The 24,328-nt window shown below is 37.5% G+C and carries 19 protein-coding genes and 2 pseudogenes; 8 read left to right on the plus strand and 13 right to left on the minus strand.

The genetic code is table 11. From position 1 onward, the window contains the following. Positions 1-209, plus strand: a 209-nt coding sequence (locus ACP6PM_RS04310; protein WP_426582166.1) for a hypothetical protein, incomplete at its 5' end; no start/stop codon positions are given. 418 nt (positions 210-627) lie between these two features. Here the strand turns inward: ACP6PM_RS04310 and ACP6PM_RS04315 are convergent. Continuing rightward, positions 628-1,962, minus strand: a complete 1,335-nt coding sequence (locus ACP6PM_RS04315) for a TMEM143 family protein (protein ID WP_426582168.1) — start codon at positions 1,960-1,962, stop codon at positions 628-630. Between the two features lie 511 nt (positions 1,963-2,473). Between ACP6PM_RS04315 and ACP6PM_RS04320 the strand changes: the two genes are divergently transcribed. After that, entirely contained in the window at positions 2,474-3,874 is a 1,401-nt protein-coding gene (locus tag ACP6PM_RS04320; protein ID WP_426582170.1) for an HD domain-containing phosphohydrolase, read from the plus strand. A gap of 985 nt (positions 3,875-4,859) precedes the next feature. Here ACP6PM_RS04320 and ACP6PM_RS04325 read toward each other — a convergent pair. The 6 genes from ACP6PM_RS04325 to ACP6PM_RS04350 form a co-directional block, all read right to left on the minus strand. After that, positions 4,860-6,422, minus strand: a complete 1,563-nt coding sequence (locus tag ACP6PM_RS04325; RefSeq protein WP_426582172.1) for an MFS transporter — start codon at positions 6,420-6,422, stop codon at positions 4,860-4,862. A 337-nt stretch (positions 6,423-6,759) separates the two neighbouring features. After that, a complete protein-coding gene (locus ACP6PM_RS04330; protein ID WP_426582174.1) occupies positions 6,760-8,439 on the minus strand; it encodes an AMP-binding protein in 1,680 nt (559 codons plus the stop codon). 11 nt (positions 8,440-8,450) lie between these two features. After that, positions 8,451-9,188: a sulfite exporter TauE/SafE family protein gene (locus ACP6PM_RS04335; protein WP_426582176.1), complete on the minus strand. Its 738-nt coding sequence runs from the start codon at positions 9,186-9,188 to the stop codon at positions 8,451-8,453. A gap of 346 nt (positions 9,189-9,534) precedes the next feature. Next, positions 9,535-10,740: a Gfo/Idh/MocA family protein gene (locus tag ACP6PM_RS04340; protein WP_426582178.1), complete on the minus strand. Its 1,206-nt coding sequence runs from the start codon at positions 10,738-10,740 to the stop codon at positions 9,535-9,537. 195 nt (positions 10,741-10,935) lie between these two features. Further along, on the minus strand, positions 10,936-12,288 hold the full coding sequence (locus ACP6PM_RS04345) for a D-arabinono-1,4-lactone oxidase (RefSeq protein ID WP_426582201.1): 1,353 nt from the start codon (positions 12,286-12,288) through the stop codon (positions 10,936-10,938). A 286-nt stretch (positions 12,289-12,574) separates the two neighbouring features. Continuing rightward, positions 12,575-13,312: a hypothetical protein gene (locus ACP6PM_RS04350; RefSeq protein WP_426582180.1), complete on the minus strand. Its 738-nt coding sequence runs from the start codon at positions 13,310-13,312 to the stop codon at positions 12,575-12,577. Between the two features lie 245 nt (positions 13,313-13,557). On the opposite strand from ACP6PM_RS04350, the gene ACP6PM_RS04355 reads away from it, so the two are divergent. The 3 genes and pseudogenes from ACP6PM_RS04355 to ACP6PM_RS04365 all read left to right on the plus strand — a co-directional run bounded on the left by ACP6PM_RS04355 (position 13,558) and on the right by ACP6PM_RS04365 (position 16,096). Further along, a complete protein-coding gene (locus ACP6PM_RS04355; protein ID WP_426582181.1) occupies positions 13,558-14,202 on the plus strand; it encodes a pentapeptide repeat-containing protein in 645 nt (214 codons plus the stop codon). A 165-nt stretch (positions 14,203-14,367) separates the two neighbouring features. Then, entirely contained in the window at positions 14,368-14,913 is a 546-nt protein-coding gene (locus ACP6PM_RS04360; protein WP_426582183.1) for an RRXRR domain-containing protein, read from the plus strand. A gap of 285 nt (positions 14,914-15,198) precedes the next feature. Beyond that, positions 15,199-16,096, plus strand: a pseudogene (locus ACP6PM_RS04365) (IS1 family transposase). Positions 16,097-16,262: 166 nt separating this feature from the next. Here the strand turns inward: ACP6PM_RS04365 and ACP6PM_RS04370 are convergent. Continuing rightward, positions 16,263-16,550, minus strand: a pseudogene (locus ACP6PM_RS04370) (IS1 family transposase); the annotation flags it as partial. Between the two features lie 302 nt (positions 16,551-16,852). Between ACP6PM_RS04370 and ACP6PM_RS04375 the strand changes: the two are divergent. Continuing rightward, positions 16,853-17,614 (plus strand): LmeA family phospholipid-binding protein, encoded by a 762-nt coding sequence (locus ACP6PM_RS04375; RefSeq protein WP_426582185.1) that lies wholly within the window; start codon positions 16,853-16,855, stop codon positions 17,612-17,614. A 91-nt stretch (positions 17,615-17,705) separates the two neighbouring features. Here the strand turns inward: ACP6PM_RS04375 and psb35 are convergent, their stop codons facing one another. From psb35 to ACP6PM_RS04400, 5 genes are all read right to left on the minus strand, one after another. Then, a complete protein-coding gene (gene psb35, locus ACP6PM_RS04380; protein ID WP_426582187.1) occupies positions 17,706-17,873 on the minus strand; it encodes a photosystem II assembly protein Psb35 in 168 nt (55 codons plus the stop codon). A gap of 110 nt (positions 17,874-17,983) precedes the next feature. Further along, positions 17,984-18,361 (minus strand): hypothetical protein, encoded by a 378-nt coding sequence (locus tag ACP6PM_RS04385; RefSeq protein WP_426582189.1) that lies wholly within the window; start codon positions 18,359-18,361, stop codon positions 17,984-17,986. A gap of 1,134 nt (positions 18,362-19,495) precedes the next feature. Further along, on the minus strand, positions 19,496-20,497 hold the full coding sequence (galE, locus tag ACP6PM_RS04390) for a UDP-glucose 4-epimerase GalE (protein WP_426582191.1): 1,002 nt from the start codon (positions 20,495-20,497) through the stop codon (positions 19,496-19,498). 642 nt (positions 20,498-21,139) lie between these two features. Further along, the gene (locus tag ACP6PM_RS04395; protein ID WP_426582193.1) at positions 21,140-21,805 is read right to left on the minus strand and encodes a (2Fe-2S) ferredoxin domain-containing protein; all 666 of its coding nucleotides are present in this window, start codon (positions 21,803-21,805) and stop codon (positions 21,140-21,142) included. A 136-nt stretch (positions 21,806-21,941) separates the two neighbouring features. After that, positions 21,942-22,187: an Asr1405/Asl0597 family protein gene (locus tag ACP6PM_RS04400; protein WP_426582195.1), complete on the minus strand. Its 246-nt coding sequence runs from the start codon at positions 22,185-22,187 to the stop codon at positions 21,942-21,944. 277 nt (positions 22,188-22,464) lie between these two features. On the opposite strand from ACP6PM_RS04400, the gene dpsA reads away from it, so the two are divergent. Continuing rightward, positions 22,465-22,998 (plus strand): DNA starvation/stress protection protein DpsA, encoded by a 534-nt coding sequence (dpsA, locus tag ACP6PM_RS04405; RefSeq protein ID WP_426582197.1) that lies wholly within the window; start codon positions 22,465-22,467, stop codon positions 22,996-22,998. A gap of 1,072 nt (positions 22,999-24,070) precedes the next feature. Continuing rightward, the gene (locus ACP6PM_RS04410) at positions 24,071-24,259 is read left to right on the plus strand and encodes a hypothetical protein (RefSeq protein ID WP_426582199.1); all 189 of its coding nucleotides are present in this window, start codon (positions 24,071-24,073) and stop codon (positions 24,257-24,259) included. Positions 24,260-24,328 lie beyond the last annotated feature (69 nt).

Here is a 24,328-nt window from a genome sequence, read left to right on the forward strand (position 1 = left end):
TTATTCAGTTATTAATTATCCATTATCAATTATCAATGGCAGTATCCCACAAAGAATCGGCAATTTTTGATAATCCCCAACCGGCTAAACCTACTAAACCAGCTTCCATAAATCACCTCTATTATCAGTTATTAATTATCCATTATCCATTATCCATGGCAGTGTCCCACAAAGAGTCAGTAATTTTTGATAAGCTGTTGTGCATTTAAACGACTTATTGTTATGTGCCTTGCTTAAGAGAAAAATCTTATTACTTCTGACTTCTGACTTCTGACTTGCTAAGACGCATTTTAAATGCGTCTTAGCTTAATGCCCAAGCTACTAAAACTACCAAAACAGCTTCCATAAATTACCTCAATTATCAGTTATTAATTATTATAGTAATTTTAAATAATTTTTTACAGAAAACTGTAGGGGTTTGGTCTCCAAAGCCTAGCATAAATGGGATTTGAAAACCAAACCCCTACTATCAAATCTTACAACCTATTTAGAATTCCTATTCCCTACTCCCTATTCCCTACTCCCTATTCCCTATTCCCTATTCCCTTATTAAAGATATAGAATCAACAATTTCATCCCCCCTATTCCCTATTCCCTATTCCCTATTCCCTGACTTCTGCAAGAAGTCTAAGCATAATGAAACGCATTATCCCAGATATAATCTATTAATTGTTTTGCATCATCTAGTGGCAAAACTTGACAACAACCATTTTCATCATAAGTTAATAATGGTATCTCTGAAACCTCATCCTCATCTTCACCATCTCTGAGTATCTTGCCCTGAATTTTTGTCAGATTATTCAAAGGTCCATTGATATCAAAATCAATTTTTGTATCAAAATTTTCCTCCATCCAAACTTCAATTTTGTCATCCAATTGTTCTGGAGTTAGGGATGTATTACTGGTGAGCAAGTGATAATAAACCAAGATAATTTCTTTACATTCCTCCTCTTCAGCATCATCAACTAAAGTTTGAAATACACCCGCATTATTAGCAATATTTTTGAAAAATAAAGTTTCTGTCACCTGTTTTTGAAACTTAATCTGTTTAGTTTTGTATTGACTATACTGCTTAAAACAAAATCCTCCTAAAGTTACCAATAAAGATAATGAAGCTAATAAAAGACCTGTCATATTTTTGACATCTTCCGGATTAGCTCGTAACTTTAATTGTTCTACAGAAGAAGGACCAAAAACCAAAAATACAATTACACCAATAATTAGTAAAAGTTGGGGTAAAATTTTCAAGGCAATAGGTACTGCTGCACCAATAGCAGGTACTACTAACATCAGACGATCTTTCAAAGTCATGCTAATTTTTACATTAGGAAATAAAAATTCTATATCATTTTTAGGGATATTTTTGTAGAGAGAAATATAGATTTTGCTAGGAATTAAATGAGGATCTTCCAGAGAATTATCAGAAGTATGACCATCTTTTTTCTCCTTACACTTAATTAATAAAGCCACTCTTTCAAAAATATCAATTTTCTTTTCAATTTTTCGGAAAAATCTCTTAAAACTATATGTCTGATAAATATCTCCCCGACAGTAACATACCATTTCTTCAAAATCATCAAAATCAATATCTGTTTTCAATTCTATCAGTGACATTTCCTGAAAAGCACGTTCTAAACTAGCCTTAGATATTGGATAATAATTACCTTTTTCTAGAATTTCTGCAAAACTCTGAACTACTTTAGTTTTCATTGTGGCGAGTTCTGAGTCAGAATAATCAACAATATATTTAGTATTAGCATCTGGATTAAAAGGCGCATAATTTTTCTTTAGTATTTCGAGTGTTTTATGTAATTTGAAATGATAATATGCCAATAAAATCGAACAAAAATCTCTAAATTTTTGTAGAGAATATTCAGGTAATTTACCATCTTTAATACAAAGTTCTATGATATCTCGCCGAGAATAAGGAATAAATGCTTCCCTGTCTTGATAAACTGTCATAATTGTATACCTAAATTATATATTAGGATATATTTTACCACTTTTTTTGCCACATAAAAACTTGATAATACTTGACAAAATCATGAAAGTATGTATAAATAGGAGGAATGTTATCGCCTTAATACAAAGGTTAAGCATAAAGATAAGTAAGCATTCAACCATCAGCTATTAGCTAGCCTCTTGCAGAGGAACTGCGTTATCAGCTATTGATGAGAGGGGAGTACAATAATTAATAATTAATAATTAATAATTACCTCTTCTTAAAAATAACAGGATTGATTAAAAGGAATTTTTTTGTTTTGTTTTCCTTGAAAGGAGAGGCTTTCAACCTTAATTTTTCGGTAAAAGCAATTGATAAATTGAGATAGAATTAAAAGTTACTACCAAAGTACACTCCTTTAACGTTAATCAAGAATTATCCATTATTTGCTAATAGCTGATTGCTAAAAGCTTAATGCTTACTAAAGATAAAATACAAATAAAATATATAAAATAATCATCATTTAATAAAATGAATCCAGAAGCAACTTTAAATCAACTTAAAGAAGCCAGTCCGGAAGGAAAACTCCCCTCTAGTTATGGAGTTTATTTCAAAAATACATTAGTAGCTCTATGTCATGCTTTAGAAGACCATATATTACAAACTTGCAATATACAACCCGAAGCAAAACCATTAGTTTTAGTAACATTTCAACAAGGAAAATGGTATCTGCAAGAAGCAGACCGTTATCAACAACTAGCTCAATGTAGCTGTCATGTAATGATTGGTGCAGTACCAGATAGTGGATTATCTAAACATCCTACAAGTAAGTTAGAAAATGTCTCTTTAGTTAATCTTGAAACAACCGATAGTTTGGTTAATGAATGGAATTTAATCATACTCGCTCCAACTTATAGAGCTATGGTACTTTGCCATGAACTGTCTGAAGATGAATATTTACCCCACGGTAAACCAACTGTAGATATAGAAAGAAAATTCTACGGTTTATGGACTTTCGATCGAAACTTAGTGGCAAAAGCAGCAGAAATACTTACAGAAAGATGTCGCCCCTATAATCCTGCACTAGCAGATACAATTCAAAAACAACATCAGGAAATTCTCAAGACTGAAGGTGTAGCACCCACAGATATGAGTGATGTAGTTTCTAGAATAGTTTCTTACCTGCAAACAACTCAGGAACAAATGATTGCCATAAATAGACAAACAAGGGAACTTTGGGAACTAGAAGGTCAAGCATTACGAGTGAGTCGCAACCTCAATGCCAACAAGTTGCAGGCATTTTTACGAATGGCACAGAAAGTAGATGAGCAAGATGAAACAAACCCTATCGCATCTCTACAAGTAGCAGCTTTATCTGAAACTTTAGGACAAATGTTAGATTTACCAACCCTGAAATTGCGACGTTTGCGGTTAGCAGGATTATTGTTTCGAGTCGGATTAGTTTCCGCACCAAAAGAAGTATTTACTAAAACACCTGATGAATTAGACGATAAAAGTTTAAATTTTTGGCAGGAACAGAGTGTACTTGGGTCTCAGTTATTAACAGCAATGCCAGAGTTAGCACCTGTCACTAAAATTATTGCTCATCACTTGGAATACTGGGATGGTAGTGGTAAACCAGATGGTCTCAGGGCAGAAGAAATACCTATAGAATCTCGTATTATTAGTTTAGTCTCTTACTTCCAAGAACTGACACAACCACGAGGTAAACGTGCTGCTCTTAGTTTAGGAGAAGCGCTAGAAAAGTGTAGCGATCGCAGTGGCACTTATTTTGACCCTACCTTAGTAGAAACTTTGAGTAATGTGATTCGATTAACAGAAATGGGTTTGATGGAATTACCTCAAAGGCCAAGTCAATTACCTAATGTCTGGTTAGAAGAAGCTGTTAGTGCAAAAACATCAGTACATTAATTCCTTTATTTCGATCTAGAGGTTAGCAGGCGTTGCTCAATGGTAATGATTTTTGACATACTCCCGACGTTGCGCTTACGCGAAAACGTGGAATTCTTCAGTCAGGGAAACCCTAACCGCTGTTTTGACAGAGGCGATGTCCTCCCCCTGTGTTTTTTGATCTTTTAGATCGTGAATATCTCCGTATCATAATAAAATACCTCCTGCTTGTCAAGGAGATCGGAACGTTTTATTTGTGGAGGTATCAGACTGTTGACCCTGGCTTTCCCATACGACGCTCCTTTTCAAGAGAGCGCGGGACTTCCCGCCAGGGGAGTTAAATTACAGCAGTTTCCGAAGTTATGAGGTAAACTCTTGCGGGCAAGATGCCCGCACTACAATGTTTTCACCATTTACTCTGTACATCATTTGCCCGAAATCTGCTGTAAGTATCAACGAAAAAAATATGTTTTCAGATTTTACCTTTAGCTACTGACCATTATATTTCAGCAACGCCCACAATCTAATGATAATACAATTACAGCCAGGCTATCTGGATTAAATTAATATTATTGATGCCGTAATCATGAATTGGGAAGGGATTGACTTGCGATTTTTGTAGGAGTTAATACCACTTTGAAAAAAGAATGCTACAAAAAGGTAGTTCTTGGTCAGATCTGCTGAAAAATAGCTGCTTCAATTCATTTTAGATAGTTATCTCGATCGTTTTCCCATTTTTTTCAATAGACATCTCCAATAATAAAAAATCAAATCAATTATCCCACATAAATCATCAATTCTTTCTCCCTGCTCCCTGCTCCCTACTCCCTACTCCATCTTTTCTGGAAATGTCTAATATTTACCCCTTCTTCCTTCTTGCTTCTTCCTTCTTTCTTGCTTCTACCATTTGTAACAAACACTTATCAGGCTTGGTATAATATTGTGGCTGAAACTAAAGGATAGCAATAATTTCGGATATCTAATGATTTAGACCAATTACTATGCATTAATGCTCTTTCTCATGTTCGAGCCACCAAAGTACGCTCACAAGGATGACGGACACGATCAAAATAATCCCCACAACGCGAAAACTCGTCTGCATTCCCTCAACCAAAATCTCAGGGGGCGCATTAGCAATATCTCTACTCAACGGAGATGCTTCATTTGACATCTCTACAGTGCTGACAGTCTTCGTAAAAATTGACAGCATGGCGCCCATAAGCGGCAAACCTATTATCTGTCCTAAGGTTCGGGACAAAGACAGCAAACCTGAACCAATGCCTAAGTTTTCTTGGGGTACTGCCCCCATCACAGCACTATTATTAGGCGATATGAATATCCCTACTCCGAGTCCAAATGGTACGACTCGCATTATATAACCCAACCAAGTTAGTTCGCTGCTTATTGTACTGAGACTCAAACACCCTCCCACTATTAACATAAGCCCGATTAAACTGATCGTACGGGAACCAAAGCGGTCGGATAAAGTGCCGGCCACAAATGCAGCCGGCCCTGATAAAGTTGGTATGACTGCCATCAACAGCCCCGCCTGTTGGGTAGGATACTCTTTAACAGACTCTAGGAAAAAAGGCAGAACAAAAATTACTGCACCTAAGACGATATAGAAGATTAAATTTAACAATAAGTTGAGGCTAAACTGTAGGGAACGAAATATTTTTAAATCTATCATTGGATTTTTGCTACGGGTTTCTGTTATTAAAAAACAGGTTAAGGCAATAGTAGCGATCGCCAAGATTACTAATTCTTTTGACGAGCCAAACCCTTCTCTTTGAAATAGAGTCATGTCGAATGCGAAGCAAATTAATGCTAAGGTCACCAGCAATCCTCCAAGCACATCAAATTTACCCAGTGGATTTTCCCTTTGAGTTTGGGCAAAATCAATGCTTTGCTGAACTGAACAATTAGAGATGTCAGGTTGCGAGGTCACTCTGTCATTTCCAGAAGAGGGTACGACCAGTGCGACAATTAAACTGGCAATTAAACCCAGGGGCACGTTGACCAAAAAGATTAAGCGCCAGTTCGACAAAGCCATCAACAGTCCTCCTACTGTTGGACCAAGGGCAATTCCTAGGTTGAAAATCCAAGCGACAATACCTAAACCTTGTCCGCGCTCTTCTGTTGGGAACGCTTCTGTAATAATCGCTGGAAAGAGGGCTGACATGAACACCGCCCCTAATCCTTGAAATGCCCGCCAAGCAATTAAAAAGCCGACTGTTTGTGCTAGTCCACACAGTAGGGAAGCGATTGTAAAGAGAATCAATCCACCCAAGTATAATCGTTTCTTACTCCAGATATCCCCCAACCGTGCCGCAAACAGAACCATTACGGTAAGCATCAGCAGATAACTTAAAACTACCCATTGAATGGTACTAAAATTGGTGTGGAGCGATTTTACTAATTCGGGAAGGGCAAGGTTGACAATGTTGACCTCTAAGCCAAACATGAACACACCCATCCCAATACCTATGAGTACCTTCCATTTTGTTGCTATTTCACCATTATAAACGGGTTTTACAACATTATAAACGGGTTTTACAACTTTCAACATCAACTCCTTTATCACAATGTAATACTAAATCCGGTTTACACGGGAGTCTTATAATGAGGGTAAGAGAGAGGAATTTCAAAAAGGTACTTTTTATAACCGGATTTGGTATAATTCCTCGTTTTTTCAGGGGAATAAAATTTCCTTCATGACATATTTACTACTACTATTATACCTCTCCAAAAACTAGGTTTTAGCCTCAATTGTACAAGGATTTCAACCTCATTAGATATCTCCAATAAAAAAAAATAAAATCAATTATCCCACATAAATAATCAATTCTTTCTCCCTACTCCCTGCTCCCTACTCCCTCTTTTCTGGAGATGTCTATTAATATTATTCACCGAAAACCTAGAGTTAACGTTCCTGACTCTAGTGCTGAGAAGAAATCGCTGGTCAGCCGAACATACCGACCCTGATGTAATATAAAATGTGGATATTTTTCAATTTGCTTAAACCCCTCAGCCTGTAGATGAGCTTTGATAATCTTCATTGTAGAAGTTGTTTTGTGATGTTGCTCGACTAATCGAATAATGTGTGGAATGCCATAGGGAGGTAACAGTTCTTGCAAGTGACCTAAGAAATCATTAAGAGTTTCACCTTCCTCTAAACACTCTATCGGTAAAATAGATGCCATCCCTACTTTACCCGATTCACCAGGAATTGGAACGCCATAAACAACTACTTCTCGAACTTTACCCGTCAATAGAATTGCTTCCTCGACTTCCACACAAGAAACATTTTCTCCTTTCCAACGAAAGCTGTCGCCCATTCGTTCAACAAATGTAAAAAAACCTTCAGTATCTCGACATAGTAAATCTCCAGAACGCCACCACAAGTCACCGGGTTCAAATAAATTTCTCCAGACTTTATTCTCATCTAGTTTTGGGTCAAGATAACCTCGGTAGATATTCCCTGGAACCCGCAACAGAGCTTCTCCTGCTTCTCCTGGTGCAACAACTTTTAATTGCTCATCAACTAATACTATATTGCTAGCATCAGGATGGTCTGGGGGAATAAAACCACAATAACCTGCTTTTCCCGTCCAATTGGTCAGAGCTGAAGCTGGCATTTCTGTTGCGCCGTAATGTTCGACTACTTTCTCAATTCCAAATCTTTCAATTACCTGCTCCCAGAGCGGAGCAGTTAAACCATTGCCAAAAATAACCCGCAGAGGATTTTTAGCATCATCGGGTTGTTTCAGACTCTGGTTCAGATAACGCCAGAGTTCGCCAATATAAACAACTGAATCACAATTGTAGGTTCGCACATCGCTCAGAAAGGCGCGAACCGAAAAGCGATCGCGAACTACAGCACAAGCTCCCGCCTCTACACAACTAGAAAAAGCCACAGCTAACCCATTTCCATGATACAGAGGTAAAGTGATATAACACTTACTGTCAGAAGACATCCCCGTTCGCAATGACCAAGCAATTCCTGCTCCAATCATCCGACGATGACTAAATAGTGCCGGTTTACTACGACCACTGGTTCCGCTAGTAAAAATAATTACAACTGGATCATCAAGTGTAACTTGACAACGGTGTTTAGCTGAGATTTGACCTGACCAGGGACGTTCGAGAATTAAATTAGGGTCATAAGTTTCTACTGATGGGATAGGTTTACCGATAGCAATTTTGATTCCTGAGTTCTGGGCTAAAGTTGATAACTTTTGAGCTGATTCTCTGATATTAAATAAAACTGCCACAACTCCTGCTTTAGCGAGTCCCAAAACTGTAGCTAGGAAAATAGCACTGTTGTTTTGGTGAACTCCGATGTATTGTTGATTTAAGGAAATCGCCCATTCTGCAATTTTATCGGCTGCGCGATCAAGTTCTTGATAACTCCAAGGATATGTAGAACCGACTTCATAAACAATTGGTCGGTGAGAGTATTGTTCTACTGATTTTTCCCAAACATCAGGCCAACTATTGACGTTTTGTGCTGCTAAATCTTGCCATCTTTTGCTTTCGTAACTTGCATATTTGTTGTATTTTTCGACTATTGTATTTTTACCCATTAGAGTCATCTTTATAAAATTCCGAGAAGTTGAAAAGCAGCAAGACCTGATATCACATAAACAAATTGATTGAAGAAATTCTGTGGAATTTTAGGTAGCAGCTTAATCCCTGCAAATATACCAATCCCAATAGACGGTAACATAAACAAATCAAATACTAAAGTTTGATGGGTAATCAGATTCAGTTTATAGAAGAGGGGTAACTTAGCTATATTAACAATCAAAAAAAACCAAGCCGCAGTACCGATAAACTTATGTTTTGAAAATCCTCGACTAACTAAAAAAATACTTATAATTGGACCAGCAGCGTTACCAATAGTGGTGGCAAAACCAGCCAGTGTACCAAAAATAACAGGGGATAAACTGTGTTTGGCAATCCAATGGAAATCTAGCCGATAGCGAAGCCATTCCAAAACCAATAAAGTTAGTACCAAAATCCCCAAAACGGGTTTCAAGTTTTCACTATTGACTTGTGCAAGAAGGCGAAACCCAATAAACATACCCACTAAACAACCAGGCAACAAACGTAAAAGTTCAGTTTTATTGGCGTGACGCTTATAGTACCAGACAGCTAATAGGTCGGCACAGACCAACATCGGCAGTAATACCCCAACGGATTGTTTGGCAGGAAAAATACTTGCCATAATTGGCACTATCAATATGCCTGCACCTGGTACTCCCGTTTTGGAAAATCCCACCAGAATACCTGCCAGAGAACTTAAAAATAGAACAGTTAAATTATCTAGCATTAATCATTAGAAGTCCTTATTTTTTTCATGATAAAGTAATGTATTTCTAGCCTTAGCCTTAGTGAATCAAACTCTGAAATCTAAATTTGTAAAATATAAAATGCTTTTGAATTACAAGTTAGGTAATCGCTATTTCAAGAAAAATTATAGCCAAAATAAGCAACGTTGTATTTTTTTATCTTTTATCATTATCTTTTCAAGTATTAGACATCTCCAAAAAATCATAGCCAAAATCACCAACACCGATACTTGAATAAACATCATTTTAATTTAGTGCTTCTTCACTCTTTGGATTTTTTTGAGTTTTCGCAAGTATATAGTAAAAGCCGTAGTTAGTCCTCTAAAATTAGAAACTAATCTTGATAGGTGAACCACCATTATCTAAACTTATACGACCAGTTTCAAGAATCGCTGTTGTCTGGAGAGTTCGTGTAGCAGTCGCGAGATTATTGTCAAAATCCTTCGGTTCAGCTTTTCCCTCATTGATTCTAGCAACTGCATCCACAAATCTTTCTATACTTTGATAACCATAAGTTCCCTGTCCAGCAAATTTACCATCAGAAGGTTCATATTTCATAAATAGAGGGTTGATACTAGCATATTCCCCTGATACTGTTGCCGTGGTATAACCACGATGAGCCTGGTCAATTTGTAACTCCCCTTGATTACCCATGTAAAAAAAACGTTGTTGAGAATGAACGTCAGATTTAGGGGCAATCCATGATGCCGTATGAATCGAAATTCCTAAATTCCCACTCTCAATATTTTCCCACTGAACCATTAGGGTAATAGTATCTTCAGTATCAATGCCTAACTCTTTTTTGGCGACTCCCGTAGCAGCTAAAGCATTAACTTGGATAGGTCTAGCTCTATCGCCTATTATCCACTCTAATAAATCTATATGATGAGAGTTCAAATAGTAGCTAATGTCAGAAGAGCGTCCTGCCCATTTCCCAAAAGTATTCAATTGACTTCTCGGCTGACTCATATAGCTATTCATATAACTAAAATCTCCATAACTGCGAGCGCGATCGCGAGCGTCAGAGTACATGGGGTCAAACCTTTTGTGCATTTCTATTGCTACCAGTACATTATATTCCTTTCCAACTTCAATTAATTTCTGATGTTCTGCTTGAGTTTTGACTAAAGGTTTAGCAACTAAAACGTGCATTCGCTGACGAATAGCAGTCATAGCAATATCAAAGTGGGTATCATCAGGAGTAACAATAATTACCCCACTACCTGGCTTCATCTTTTCAATAGCAGTTTGATAAGCTTGGGAATCATACTCATTATCATCAGGAAAAGTATGGACTGAAACATCTATTCCCTGATACCGAGAACTAATTTGTTCGACAAAATGATGACGAATGCCTGGAAAACGTTTTCCATCTCGTCCACATAGGGAAATTTTGTTTACTTTTCCACGACTTCGGAGGTCGAAAAGTACCAAGGCTACAACACCAGCACCTTTATCCGAATTAGCTGCTGCTCCACCAACAAAACCTGTGACATATTCTCCTGTACCAATAACTAAAATATCTGTTAACATATTCAACCAACTATAATTTCAAGTGATATCATTTCCGGTAGCATCGGTTTTGTATAGAAAAGTAAGGAAGAAGCTTTAAGAGAAGGAAAAATTTTACTTATATGCGGTAGATATTTCCCCAACTTTTACACGCTCCGATAGCAACAGACATGATATGAGTAGAAACGCTGACCTGAAAAAAATTTTTCTTAAGAGTTATGAGAAAACAAATTTTTGAGGTTTTCCAAGGACGCGATCGCTATAGGAATTACTAAACAGATTATCTGGATCGAGTCGATAACGGACTTTTTGAAAGTCATTCCAGTAGGGATAACTCTTTTCTAGTTTCTCAGCATCAGGCCCAAATCTTTTAGCCCAATGGGGGCGACCGTCTAAATTTGCCATAATTTTTTCATAATCTTTAAAATATCCTTGACAATCAACCAATTTACCATAAGGCATATAAGTAATTACTCCAATATAACAACTATCTCTACCTTGACAAGGACTTAACCAAATATCATCTCCTTTGACAAAGCGTACCTCAATTGGCAGATGAACTTGATAGTTTTTTTCTTGAATCATCTGGCGAATTTTAAATATAGCTTCAGATGTATGTTCTATAGGAATAGCCCACTCATTAACCTGCTGTTTAAATAGACAATTAAAATTAAATTGACTGACACTGTTCCCTCGTGACTGTTTTGACTTGCTAAACATTTGTTGCACATACCAACGATTGATAGAAGCTATCAAACCAGGGTTATAAGTGGCTAAATATAACAGAAATTCAAAAGTATAGTAACCAATAAGTTTTTCTTGATACCAACTCTGGAAGCGTTGGCAAAAATTTTGTCTCAAAGCAGTTTCTCCAGGTGGTTTGCGAGTTGCGCTCCACTCCCACACCCGATCTGCATGGGGTAAATACCAAAAACGATAGTGGTCAGCTTGCAGGCTTTCTGGTAGTTTCTCCAATACATTTTCTAGAGTTTCTGGTTTTTCTCGTACTTCTAGGTCAAATTCTTGAGTGACTTGTAATTTTAGTTCTGTCACTACTCCTAAACTCCCGATATGGCATCTAACTACATTTAAGAGTTCAGAATTTTCATTGAGGGAGATTTTGAGAATTTCCCCTAAACCTGTTACCAGTGTTATTTCCTGAATAATTGTTGAGAGTATGCCATAATTTAATCCTGTACCATGAGTTGCCGTTGCGATTGCACCGCCTATGGTTTGATCGGAAATTGAACCTAGATTAGGCCAAGCTAGTCCATGTTTGGCTAGGTTTTGACTCAACTTTTTTATAGTCACTCCTGCTTGAGCCACAACAGTTTGACTATCTGAGTCAATCTTGAGGATTTGATTTAAACGATCGCTACAAATCAAATCGCGATCGCTCATAGCAATATCGCTGGGAGAATGTCCTGAACCAAATACTCTGATTTTTGTTTTCCGTTGTATTGCTTGGCAAACAATATCTCTAATTTCTTCAGTTGAAGCAGGGTAATGCACAGAAGTGGGTTGGCATTGATATTGGCCTGACCAATTTATAAAGCATTTTTTATTCATCACTTTATGTTTTTTTTCTTGAAAAAAATTATTTTGACCCAAGGCGTTATTCAATTAAGGGATGAATATACAGCACATGAGGTAGGGGGTAAATGATGACAATCTTGTATTGCGGACATCTTGCCCGCGTGGGTGTACCTCATAACAACGGAAAGAGCTGTAAATGGGACTGGCATTCTAACTATCGGAAAATAATATATATAAGGAACGGGCAAGATACCCATTCCATAAAACTATTAAAATTATCTCGCATTTATGCAATGCCAATTATTTTGGCCTAATAAATTTATTCAGGCAATACTGTTACATATCCGCGTTTAATCTTGGAGTATTCCAGTTGCCTTTCTGCTCTCAGAAATTTTGAATTCATCTTTTCTTCATGGAAATTTTTGCGTTTTTCGCACCTCCAGTTAGTTATCCACTTTAGGTCTGATAATGCAATCAACTTAGCACGGGCTTCATTAGGGTAAAGTTGTTGTAATAAGGAAATAGTGCTGACTTCTTCCATTCCACCAGGTATATCCTTGATCAGTCCGCTAGAAATTCCTAGAAAACCTGTCACGTTTAATTTTGATAAATTCCACAACGCGAGAGTATTCCAAGGAGAGTTCATGCCATCTATAGGTTGAACTCCAACTCTATCTGCTCCATGATTTGAAATCATTTTGGCCCCAACAACCAGAGTATCTGAAGTCAGATAAGCATTTAATTTTTCCACATCTTTTGATGAGACATAAACTTCTAGACTTTGAAGTAGAAGTTTGTGGGCTCCCTGAAAATTAGCTTCAACTACAATTGCATTTAGTGGATGAGTAAATCCCGTCCAAGGATGTATTAAGAGGGGAGAAACTTGATTTTCAAAACCAGAAACAATTTGGCTAATTTCGTTAAAAAGTCGATCATTTGTAGCAATCACTACATGATCGGCATATTTCAATGTATTCTTACACCAACTCTCAAGCTGATATAATTTAGAGTGGGAATTAGAAACACTGTAAATTCTAGTACCTACGATTATAGACATTGCAATACTAAACAATCAAATCAAAGTTGGGATTGGTAACGTAAATTTATGGGATTATTTTATAACTATATACAAAGTAACATTAATATTTCTTAATATAACTAAAAAAAATTAATGATAAATATCAGGTAATCTTATGTTATCTATTTTTACATTAGGGAGTTCATGTATCCCCGGCCTAAAAGGCACGGGTTTTTATCGCTCTCCAAACCCCACACCTGATAACCAGATTTTTTAACATAACTATGAATGAATCATTATCTCTTGACATTTCAGCCATTAGAGTTGGTAAAATTAAAATTCTGGCAAATGCTCACCTTCCAGGTACAGATTTAACAGGGGCCATGCTCCCTGAAGCAGATTTCTACCAAGCCAACTTGGTTGGAGCTAATTTTGCTGGTGCAAATCTACAGAGAGCAAAACTGAGAGCTAATCTTCGGGGTATAGACTTTACTGGTGCCGACTTGAGAGGGGCAGACTTTCGTAATGCAGATCTACGAGGTGCTATTTTCATCGATGCTCAACTTAGGGAAGCTAGCTTTGCAGGAGCCTTCTTAAATGGAGCTATCTTGAATGATTTGGACCTCAGTGGCCTTGATTTTCGTGGAGCTGACTTACGAGGAGTGAATTTGATGAGGGCAAATTTGTTTCAAGCAGAGTTTAGTAGTGCGAATCTTTCTGGTGCAGACTTATCTCAGGCAGATTTAGAAGAGGCTAATCTGAGTGGAGCGATACTCCGAGGTACAAACTTACAAAGAGCAAATTTGCTCTGTGCTTTACTAGAACAGACTGACCTGACTGGGACTTTATTAACTGATGCTTGTGTCCAAGGCACACCTCGTCAACTTCTGCGGGCTCAAGCCACGCAGCTTGATCGACCCAACGCTTAACTAAGAATTGGCTAGACCATAAGCCAAAAGCAATAACACTTCCAAATGTTTCCCTAGTTTGGATTATCTGTTGGCCTTTTTGGGTAAAGGCACTGCGTTATTGCAGGACACAACGCTTTTGGTGGTCTTAGGGACACACAACTTTCTCGAAAAGGATTATCTCTTATGCTTCGAGTACCTGTCCAAAATCCCGATGGCTCCCCTGCAATGCCAACAAAAGCATCGCGAGCGCGTTTTTGGGTTAAACAAGGAAAAGCAACTTCCCACTGGAACGATGCGGGTTTGTATTACGTTCGCTTGGTGGCCGAGCCATCGCGTCGCGAAACCCAGAAAATAGCGATTGGCTGTTACCCTGGCAAAAACTATACGGGAAAGGCAGTACAGTCTGCTAAATTTACCCTTTATACTGCTCATTTGGTTTTGCCTTTCGAGCGTGTTAAAGAACGACTTGGCTCTGCTGTTATTAAACGGGGAAAAGTTATCAAAAACGTCAGAGGTCAAGCATTGCAACGTCAGGTGCGACGGGGCAGGAAAATTGACAGGAAAGTACCTTTTAACCACCATTCCCATAGGCAAAAGCGATTTGATAATCGTTGCAAAAAAAGTAAACTAGCTCCATCTATTCGGGCTTCAAGGGAAATGGAAATTAGAATAATAACAGAATTGTCTAAAGTTTTCCCTATTACTACCATTGTTTATGAACTAGGTTAGACAAAATTGGTGTGTAGAAAAACTCAAATCTATTGCCCCAGTTAAAACCGTTTATGGCTGGCAAAAAAAACAAGAACGGAACCAGTCAAATTCGCCAACATACATTTAGGATTAGAGAAAATCAAAGATAAAAGAGCTACTGTGCCAGAATCTCATGCAGTGGATGGGATTGCTTTAGCTGCAAGCGAGTTTGTTAGCTATGGGGTAACTCCCAGAAAAAACTGTGATAATAGGGGGTAGTGCATCAAGAAAGTGTGGGAATGGTAATATAACTATTGTCCCTAAATACTTTCTATAACCATGGAATGTCCTCTATGTGGCCATCACAAAACTCGCGTGTCATGGAAAAACTAGCAAAGGAAGTCAACGATATTATTGTCCTGAATGCTTGCAAACTTTCAGTGACACTTTCGACACTATCTACTATCGCAGACAAGTTCAACCTGAACAAATGCGGATGGTTTTGCAGGCTCATGTTGAGGGTAGTAGTTTAAGAGGAATTAGTCGCACAGTTAATCTTGCCTATAATACAGTAGTCAGTTTGGTGAGAGCTGCCTCTCAAAAAGGACAGATGATTCATAATGCTCATGTCCAAGATATTGAAACCTCACAAATCAGTAGTGATGAGTTTTGGTCATTCGTCCAAAAAAACAAAAACACTCTCAGGCAAATGAAATGACACAAGGAGATTGTTGGATTGGCATGACTCAAGCATCCAGAACGTGGATTAATTTTGGCGACTAGATTCGGCAAACATACTGATGAATTCATCGCAGAATTAATAGCCAATACAGAAGGAAAAACTAGCTGTAAAAATTGGTATACAGATGATTGGGGTGGGTATGAACGAGTTGTACCTTCAGATGTAGAACATATCATCGGTAAAGACCAGACCCAGCAATTAGAACGAACTAATGGAATTGTCCGACAGCAGATAGGTCGGTGGCCGATACCGACAGAATAAGTTTGGTAAGGTCTGGCAGCAAACAGAAGTAACACTCAGGTTAGCGTTGGCGGAGCCAGTGCGGCAGCTATATCGCCTACTTTAATTGGATTTGGGTTCATAGTCGCAAGGACAATACTGCTGCCCAAAGATCGGGGTTGGCGTTGGCGGAGCAAGTGCGGCAGCTATATCGCTCCTTGGAACTGGAATGATCTAATTACTTATCCCACACTTTGCTGATGCACTACCTAATAGGGGTTGGAAAGGTTATGTTAACATTACTTATTGTGTTTTTCGAGTAATAACTAGACCTGCTTATTTCTGTCGTGCTTTGCACTTTGATAATGGGGAAAAAGGCGGTGTTCGTAAACGCAAAGGTGGAACTATTACTCCTGGCGTTGGTGAATTAGGGTATGATTTGAGAAAAGAGCGATCGCTGTGAATATCTATAAGAAACTGGAACATCCAAAAATTTAAGATAATGAATCAGTAAGCGAATTGAATGCTTTAACATCTCTAGAGATTTTGAGTAGCAAAGAGTCCTTCGATGTAATCTGGCAAGATAGTGCCGAAGTCTAGTATTTTCTCCTTCTACTTTGGTCATATAGGTTTTGCTGATAATTTGATCCCCATCATGAATAAAATTGGCATATACTTTCCATCCATCTGTAACATAAAAATAACATTCCCATTTTTTAATTTTTTCCCATATAAGGATAAATTGATATGAGTTGATTGACCCATTTGGACATTCCATAATTTTTCTGCCTAATTAGCGTTGGCGGAGCCTAGCGGCAGCTATATCGCTCTTTTCTCAAATCATACCTTAATTCACCAACGCCGGCTCCGCCTTTCATGTCGGCGACAGCCGAAACGGGAGAGCGCCGGTCTTCAACCAATCTTGAGATAAATCTTATTGTTTACATAAGTACAAGTAAATTTTACAATTCTTCACAAAATGGTTATAATATCCGGGAAGGTACATATTGAAAAATTATGGTGACGGCATTGTTTACGAGTACACCAATGCAAAATCAAAGTGGCGATCGCCTAGTAAGCAAGGTAGCAGGAGCAGCAATTGCAGCCCTGTTTAAAAGCTCCGATCAAGTCGAAGCCAATGTCCGCGCCGAGCCAGTGGCCAAACTCTTACAGGGTAGTCTGGATGGGTTTGATTTCATAGGCAAAGGAATGCAGATGTATAATGGCCTTCGCATCGAAGTCATGGAACTTTACCTACAAGCTATATCGATAGACTTCAGTGCAATTTTTACAGGTAAAGTAAAACTCAAGCAGCCTATCCAGGCCACTATGAGGACAGTATTAACTGAGTCAGATTTGACCACTTCTTTCAATACCCCATTTGTGGTAGAGAAACTCCAAAGGCTCCAATATCAGGGACAACCCCTACATTTCCAAAACACTCAAATGACTATTACTGAAGATAGAGCCTTAAGACTAAACACTCAAGTCGGAGTAGGAAGTTCAAATCAACTCATAGACGTTGATTTTACTGCTAACATCGAAGTGGAAGAGCGACGTAAAATCAAATTTGTTAATGTCAAATATAATGGTAATCAAGAATCTATAGACTTAGGTAAATCTCTAATAAGTCATGTCAATAATTTACTAGACTTAGATAAATTTGCCATAGAAAATACTCAACTGCGAGTAGATAGACTACGAGTAGGAAAAGATAACATTACATTCTACGGTATAGCTAAAATCGATCAATTCCCCAGTGGAGTTAAGAAGAAATAGCATTAAATTGATGTAAAAATATATTTTGCTTGTAGGGACGTTGGCGCAATGTCCCTACAATTAGTTTATTGAACTGAAAATAGCTCTAAGCCTAGCTATTTTCATCCTGATCGACTTTAGGAATATAATCAGGACGTTGGGTCTCTTCCCAACCAGGAGGACGTTTAGAATTATACCAAGCAATTGAACCAATAGTTACAGCAGCGACAAAGCCTACTACTAAAACTGCTATCGGAATCCATAGATCGCCTTGTACCATATTAAATCTTCCTATTAAATTTTTATTTGATCATCATTAATATTATCTCACGGCCTGGAGAAGTTGAAAGAAAAATCTACTATAGCAATCCGCGCATAGGTTGCGGGTAATCAAAAAGTAGATAAAAAAACCGAAACTCTCACCTGTTCCCAGTTAAGTGTTCCCTCTCTTGGTGCGCGTTCCCTTGCGTCTGTCGCCGACGCGGGGTCGCACCGCTGTTCCCTAAAAGCGGTAAGATTTTTATACACAAATATACAGGGGATTGCTATATTATTTCTAGACCAGTATTCTACATCTATTGGTCTTTTGTTTTCATCACTGTCACTCAGGTCGAGGACTGTGTAACAGATACGTCCTTCATTGTCCATAGCAAAGGCAATTACCGTACTTTTGTGTCGCACTAGGGTGGGATATTTGTACGTCTTGTCTTCATAGAATTTGAGGAAATTATCACATATAAAATTATCAAATATATTTTGATTACTCATAAGATTTTTGTAGTTTACTTACACGGTCAAAGTACATCTTTTGAGCTTTATTCTGATTATCTTAATTTTTTTTTATCATAAATTAAATGCAGGGGATTACCTCCTGTGGTTGCCCTATTACCTAGATGCGGGCCATGGGGGATCATCCTTACCAATAAATCATCCCATCAATTACCAAGGCCAAAATAATCTATGACTAATAACAATTCCCAACAATAGACATCTCTAGAAAAGAGGGAATAGGGAACAGGGAACAGGGAGAAGTAGTTGATTATTTATGGATAAAAATTGATTTTATTTTTGATTTTTGGAGAGGTATAATAATTATATAGTTAGTCAATACTTGAGTTATTAAGTAATAAGTAATATAGCATTTATCATAAAGATGAGGCAGACTTACTATTCCCCATTATCCCCCTTTTTAAGTTATGCTTTATAAACATCTTTTTTAACATAAAATTTAGACTTTAGAAAAAGGTTATGTTTATTACCATTCAATGAATATGATAGGAGAGTAAACGTATTTAATTAGAGGCTAAACTCCCCCCACCTCCCCATCTCCCCACACCCCCCCATCTCCCTATCATCAAAGGATTTTAGGAGTTCCTTATCAGGGATAGCTTTTTAATGGGGCACTTTTTCTTGCCTCTCCCCTTTTTAAGCTATGCTTTATAAACATCTTTCTTAACATAAAAATTTACAAAAGAGATAAGTTCTGTAACTGCTATTGAATAGATATTTTGGAGGAGTAAATATATTTAAAAATAGGCTTTTTCCTAATTTTGCTCTCTTTATCCCCCCCATGCCCTCATATCCCTAAAGGGTAAGGAAGAATTAATAAGGATTTAAACCCCGAAAAAAGTTAAATTGCCTGTACATATTCACCCTTATATTTACACAAACTATACAGGTGGACATGATATAAGACCTATTTCCTAGTTAGGAAAAAAATTCATTTCTACTATTAGACATCTCCAACAAGAAAAAATAAAATCAATTATCGTATAGAAATAATCAATTATTTATTTCTCCCTATTCCCTCTTTTCTGGAGATGTCTATTTATTCAGCAATCCCATAAATAAATCTATTTATGTTCTTGTTACTTTTGCCTTTTAACTTTTAACTTTTAACTTTCATTTCCCATGTCTTTTTTGATGCCACTGCCAAGCATGAGCAACAATTTCTTTAACCTCTGGATATTTCGGAGACCAACCTAATACTCTCCTTACTTTCTCACTACTCCCTACCAAAATAGGTGCATCTCCTGGTCGGCGATCGCGCTCCTCAACCTTAAACTCTCTACCAGTTACTTCCTTGACAGTCTCGATCACTTCTCTCACTGAAAAACCATTACCATTGCCCAAATTAAAGATATCGCTGTCACCACCATTCAATAAATATTCTAATCCCAAAACATGAGCATCTGCTAAATCACAAACATGAATATAATCGCGAATACAAGTACCATCAGGAGTATCATAGTCTGTACCAAAAATTGATATCGAGTCTCGCTTACCCAATGCTGCAAATAATACTAGCGGAATTAGATGAGTTTCCGGATTATGATCTTCTCCAGTCAAACCATTAGGATGGGCGCCCGCTGCATTAAAATAGCGAAAACAAACCGACTTAAAATCATAAGCAACCTCAAAATCTGCTAGTATTTGTTCTACCATCCGCTTACTTGCACCATAAGGATTAATCGGATTTTTCGGATGCTCTTCAGGAATAGGACTGGTTTGCGGTTCCCCATATATAGCAGCAGTCGAAGAGAAGACAAATTTTTTCACCGATGCTGCCAACATTGCTTCCAATAATGTTAGGGTTCCTACCACATTATTGTGGTAATATTTTTGAGGGTCTTTGACTGATTCGCCTACAAAAATATATGCAGCAAAGTGCATCACTGCCGCAATATTGTGAGTAGCAAAAATTTTATCTAATAAGGAGCGATCGCTAGTATCCCCAACAATCATTTCTACTTTCAGGACATTTTCTACAATGTCCCGATGTCCATAGACGAGGTTATCCAAAATTACTACATCATAACCTGCATTTTGTAAAGCTTGAACTGCATGAGAGCCAATATATCCTGCTCCCCCACTCACTAAAATAGTTGGCTTAGTTTGTGACACTTTTTCAGTTTCCTTTTAACTATTAACTTAGTAGTTTCCGTGACATACTCCCACGCTAACTTTACATTATAGCGAGAGCTTCTCACTTCGTAGTCCCAGTATCCCGTTGGACTTCACAAAGCTCTCAGAACGGAATGCTCTACAATACTGTGTTTTATATTTCTGGCTGCATTTTGATCGTAAAACTTCACAATGTCGCTCCGGAGGATAAGAATGAATTCTGTCTGATAGTTTTTTGGGAGCTGACCCAAGACAATTTGAGCAATCTTGGCGTTATGCCATTTTGATTCACAGCTACCATTTTATGGCCATAATTTGCCCAAAGGAGCTTCGCTAACAGCTTTGACAGTGAAAATAGACAGGATATTGACCCCTGGCGATATAACTGGTTGATTTACCCAATCTGGTTACTAGCTCGTCCTTTGATATTTAAGTCTTTGTGAGCAACAATTTCATATCTCGATCAAAGTTCCTTGGCCACTTGAAAATGCAAATTTTTTCTCTAGCTACCCAAAAATTGAATCTTGACAGACCACTATACTATCCTGATTCTTACCTATAAGTATACATCAGAAGATTTCCAATCCCCAATAATAGAGATTGGAATTAAAGAAAACTACCATAAATCTGGAAACTTTTGTGTTATCCTTCCAAGGCGAAGTGTTTTTCAATAACTTTGGGAATTTCTGCTGAACTAATCCGACTGTATTTAGCTTTGTTCGGCATAATTACCATATTTGGTCCTGCTTTGCACTTTTTCAGGCATCCTGTTTTCTTGATTGTCACCTGGTCTTGTAAGCCCTGATCGCTAATTGCTTCAGATAATGCTTGACAAACTTTGCCTGCACCTCGTTTTTGACAATCAGATTTTTGACATACCAAAATCTGAGCTTTTTTACCAGCACATTTAGCTCCAGTTACTTTTTGAGATTTGCTACAAATATGCTCAGTTTCTGGCAATCTTAGCTCTATTAGTGGGCTAGATGAATTATCAATTAATTCCACAGTATGATTTTGGCATGGTGTTGTTGAATTATTGCTAAAATCTGGTACAATCTTAAAAGCTTTTAATTCTTCTTCACCAGTTTTTTGACAGACTGTCATTTCACCAGTCATTTTCACCCCTAAACCTGGTATTAATACTGATGAAAAATTCCGTCGTAAACGCTTGGCTACTTTAACAACATAATTATTACCTGCTGGTGTCTGTACATGAACATATTTCACTTTATAGCCATCTTTGATGGTAACTTCTTGAACTTTTCCTTCCAGGCTGAATTTTTTCTGATGCTTCTTAAATTTTGACATTGTTGGTTGCTTTTACTTACTAATGGTTATCTCTATGCCTTGGGATAGGTTTAATTACTTTAGATAAAAGTTTTGTATCTCTACAGATAAATACATTACTTTTGCCCCTATCTAATTCATGGTATTAATCAGCATATTAGGTAACCTCCCAACAACTTTGTAACAATTGCACCAATTCGTGACGATGAGCTGTAAATTGTTTTAAGACACTTTCTAGTTGGTTAGCTTCATTTGCGTTTTTTAGATTTACCTGCAATGGCTTTTGTGTTTCACACCAACAATCAATATCTAATTCTTGTAAGCGTCTATAGACTTGCCATCTATCTACACAACTTGCTTGTAAAATTTTACAGGTGTCTGGCCTCTGGTTGAATGTACTCATTTTTTTACAATTGAAATATATTAGCACTAAGTTTATTTGTAAGCTCTGGTGGAAGTGGAGTATGTTTCTACCAGTAAACCTTATTTGTAAGTATACAATACCTAATAAATTTTCTCAATAGTCTGAGAAAAATTAGTTGTTAACTCACAATATCTTTTATCTGTGAACCTGACTCAGGTTGACTCTCCTATGAACTGTGGTAGACTTAAGACTATTACCAATAAAAAAGCTAGATAACTAGCATTAAACTAAGTTAATTGACAGAGGAATAAATAATATGACTACAGCAACTCTAGTACAAGCATTTGGTGAGATTGCCGACAACCCAATTGGATTAGAAAAAAGTGTTACCGAACCTATATGTGAGGGTATGAATATAGCTTTGGCCAGTTTCCAAGCTTTATACCTCCAATATGAGAAACACCATTTTGTTGTAGAAGGAGCAGAGTTCTCCCAACTACATGACTTCTTTAAAGAAAGCTATGATGATGTAAGAGATCATGTCCATGAATTAGCCGAACGGCTAAATGGTCTGGGTGGTGTTCCAGTTGCTAGCTTTGCTAAGTTAGCTGAAATGTGCTGCTTTACTCCTGAGGAAGATGGCAGCTTTAACTCTCGTACTATGGTCGAACACGACCTAAAAGCAGAACAAGATGTAATTAAATTATTACGTCGTCTTGCTGGACAAGCTGAAAGTTTAGGCGATCGCGCTACTCGCTATCTCTATGAGAAAATTCTACTCGAAACAGAAGAGCGTGCATATCATTTAGACCATTTCCTTGCTCCAGATACATTAGTAGTATTGAACTAGGTTAACTATCCAAGTTAACAATTTAACTTTCGGGAAAATTATCAACATAGAATCGGCAGGTAGATGCAACACCTGAATTTTTGTTTGTAAAATAATCATTTAAACTAGCAAAAGTCTTGATTTTGGTAGAGTTGGCAGGCAAAAATCATTAATTAAGTTAGTCATGTTTTGCCTGTTAAACTTCCATGAGGCAGAAAATACAAGAACATTAACCAGCAGAGAGATACACCCATCTCCTCTGTCAATTTTTTTTGCTAGAGAAGTAGCTACTAAATGAAGTATAACCCTGTTGCAAAAATTTAGCAACTACCTTGAACAAAATTTAATTTTTGTAACATAGATTACTAAATTTGTTGATTAATCAATTGGAATGAGGTATAGAGAAAAATTGACTGTCAATTTCAGCAAAACATTCATTAAGCAGTAAATCCAATATTTTGCTTATTTTGCTTGCTGGGAGTCTTCAAGCCACTCAGGTCCAGGCCAGCTAAAAAAGCTTTTTTCGTCCTTCCTGTCCTCTGCCTTCTACCTTCACCGAAGGACTAATAAAAATAAGTAAAAATTATTCTCTCTATTTTTGCGGATATATTTACTAGCACACTCTGGACATTGCATAGGCTGATTTAGTTCCAGCACTATCTACATATTCCATTTTGCCCTACCCATCCTATAAGTAGATTACTAGTGGTCCGTCCCATTAATTCTGATGGTTTTTATCCTATAATTCAGATAATCAGAGCATGTGGACTTTTAAGTTCACCAGCAGACCGCGATCGCAGGGTGTAATCATTATGAAGCATAAAGTTCATCTTTCAACAGAACAAAAACAAGAACTAGTGGATATGCTCAAAAAAGGTTCAAGTACTGCCAGAACAATTCGTAGAGCGCACAGGTTACTAATGGCTAGTGAAGGTAACCGATAAAATAATATCTGAGACCTTACAGATATCAATTACAACTATTGAGAGAACTCGTAAACAATTCTGTAGCGAAAGTTGAGAAAATACATTAAAAGAGCGTCCACTTAGTGGTAAGCCACCCAAGTTAAGCCCCGCTTCAGAAGCATATTTAATTGCTACAACTTGTAGCGATGCACCAAAAAGCAGAGAGTTTTGAAATAGTAGATAGTTTGGGAAAAAGTACGGTTGGTAGGATACTCAAAAAAACGAATTCAAACTCTGGTAAAAAAAACAATGGTGCATCCGTTCATGTAGTTCAGAATTTGTCTCAAAAATGGAACCCAAATAATTCTGGCAACTGACTTCCTCACTTATCACCCATATTCCGCACGTCAAGTTGTAATATTAAAAGTAGTATAAAAAATGGTAGC

This window comes from Dapis brunnea BLCC-M229 (genome assembly GCF_050015995.1).
Lineage (GTDB): Bacteria > Cyanobacteriota > Cyanobacteriia > Cyanobacteriales > Microcoleaceae > Trichodesmium.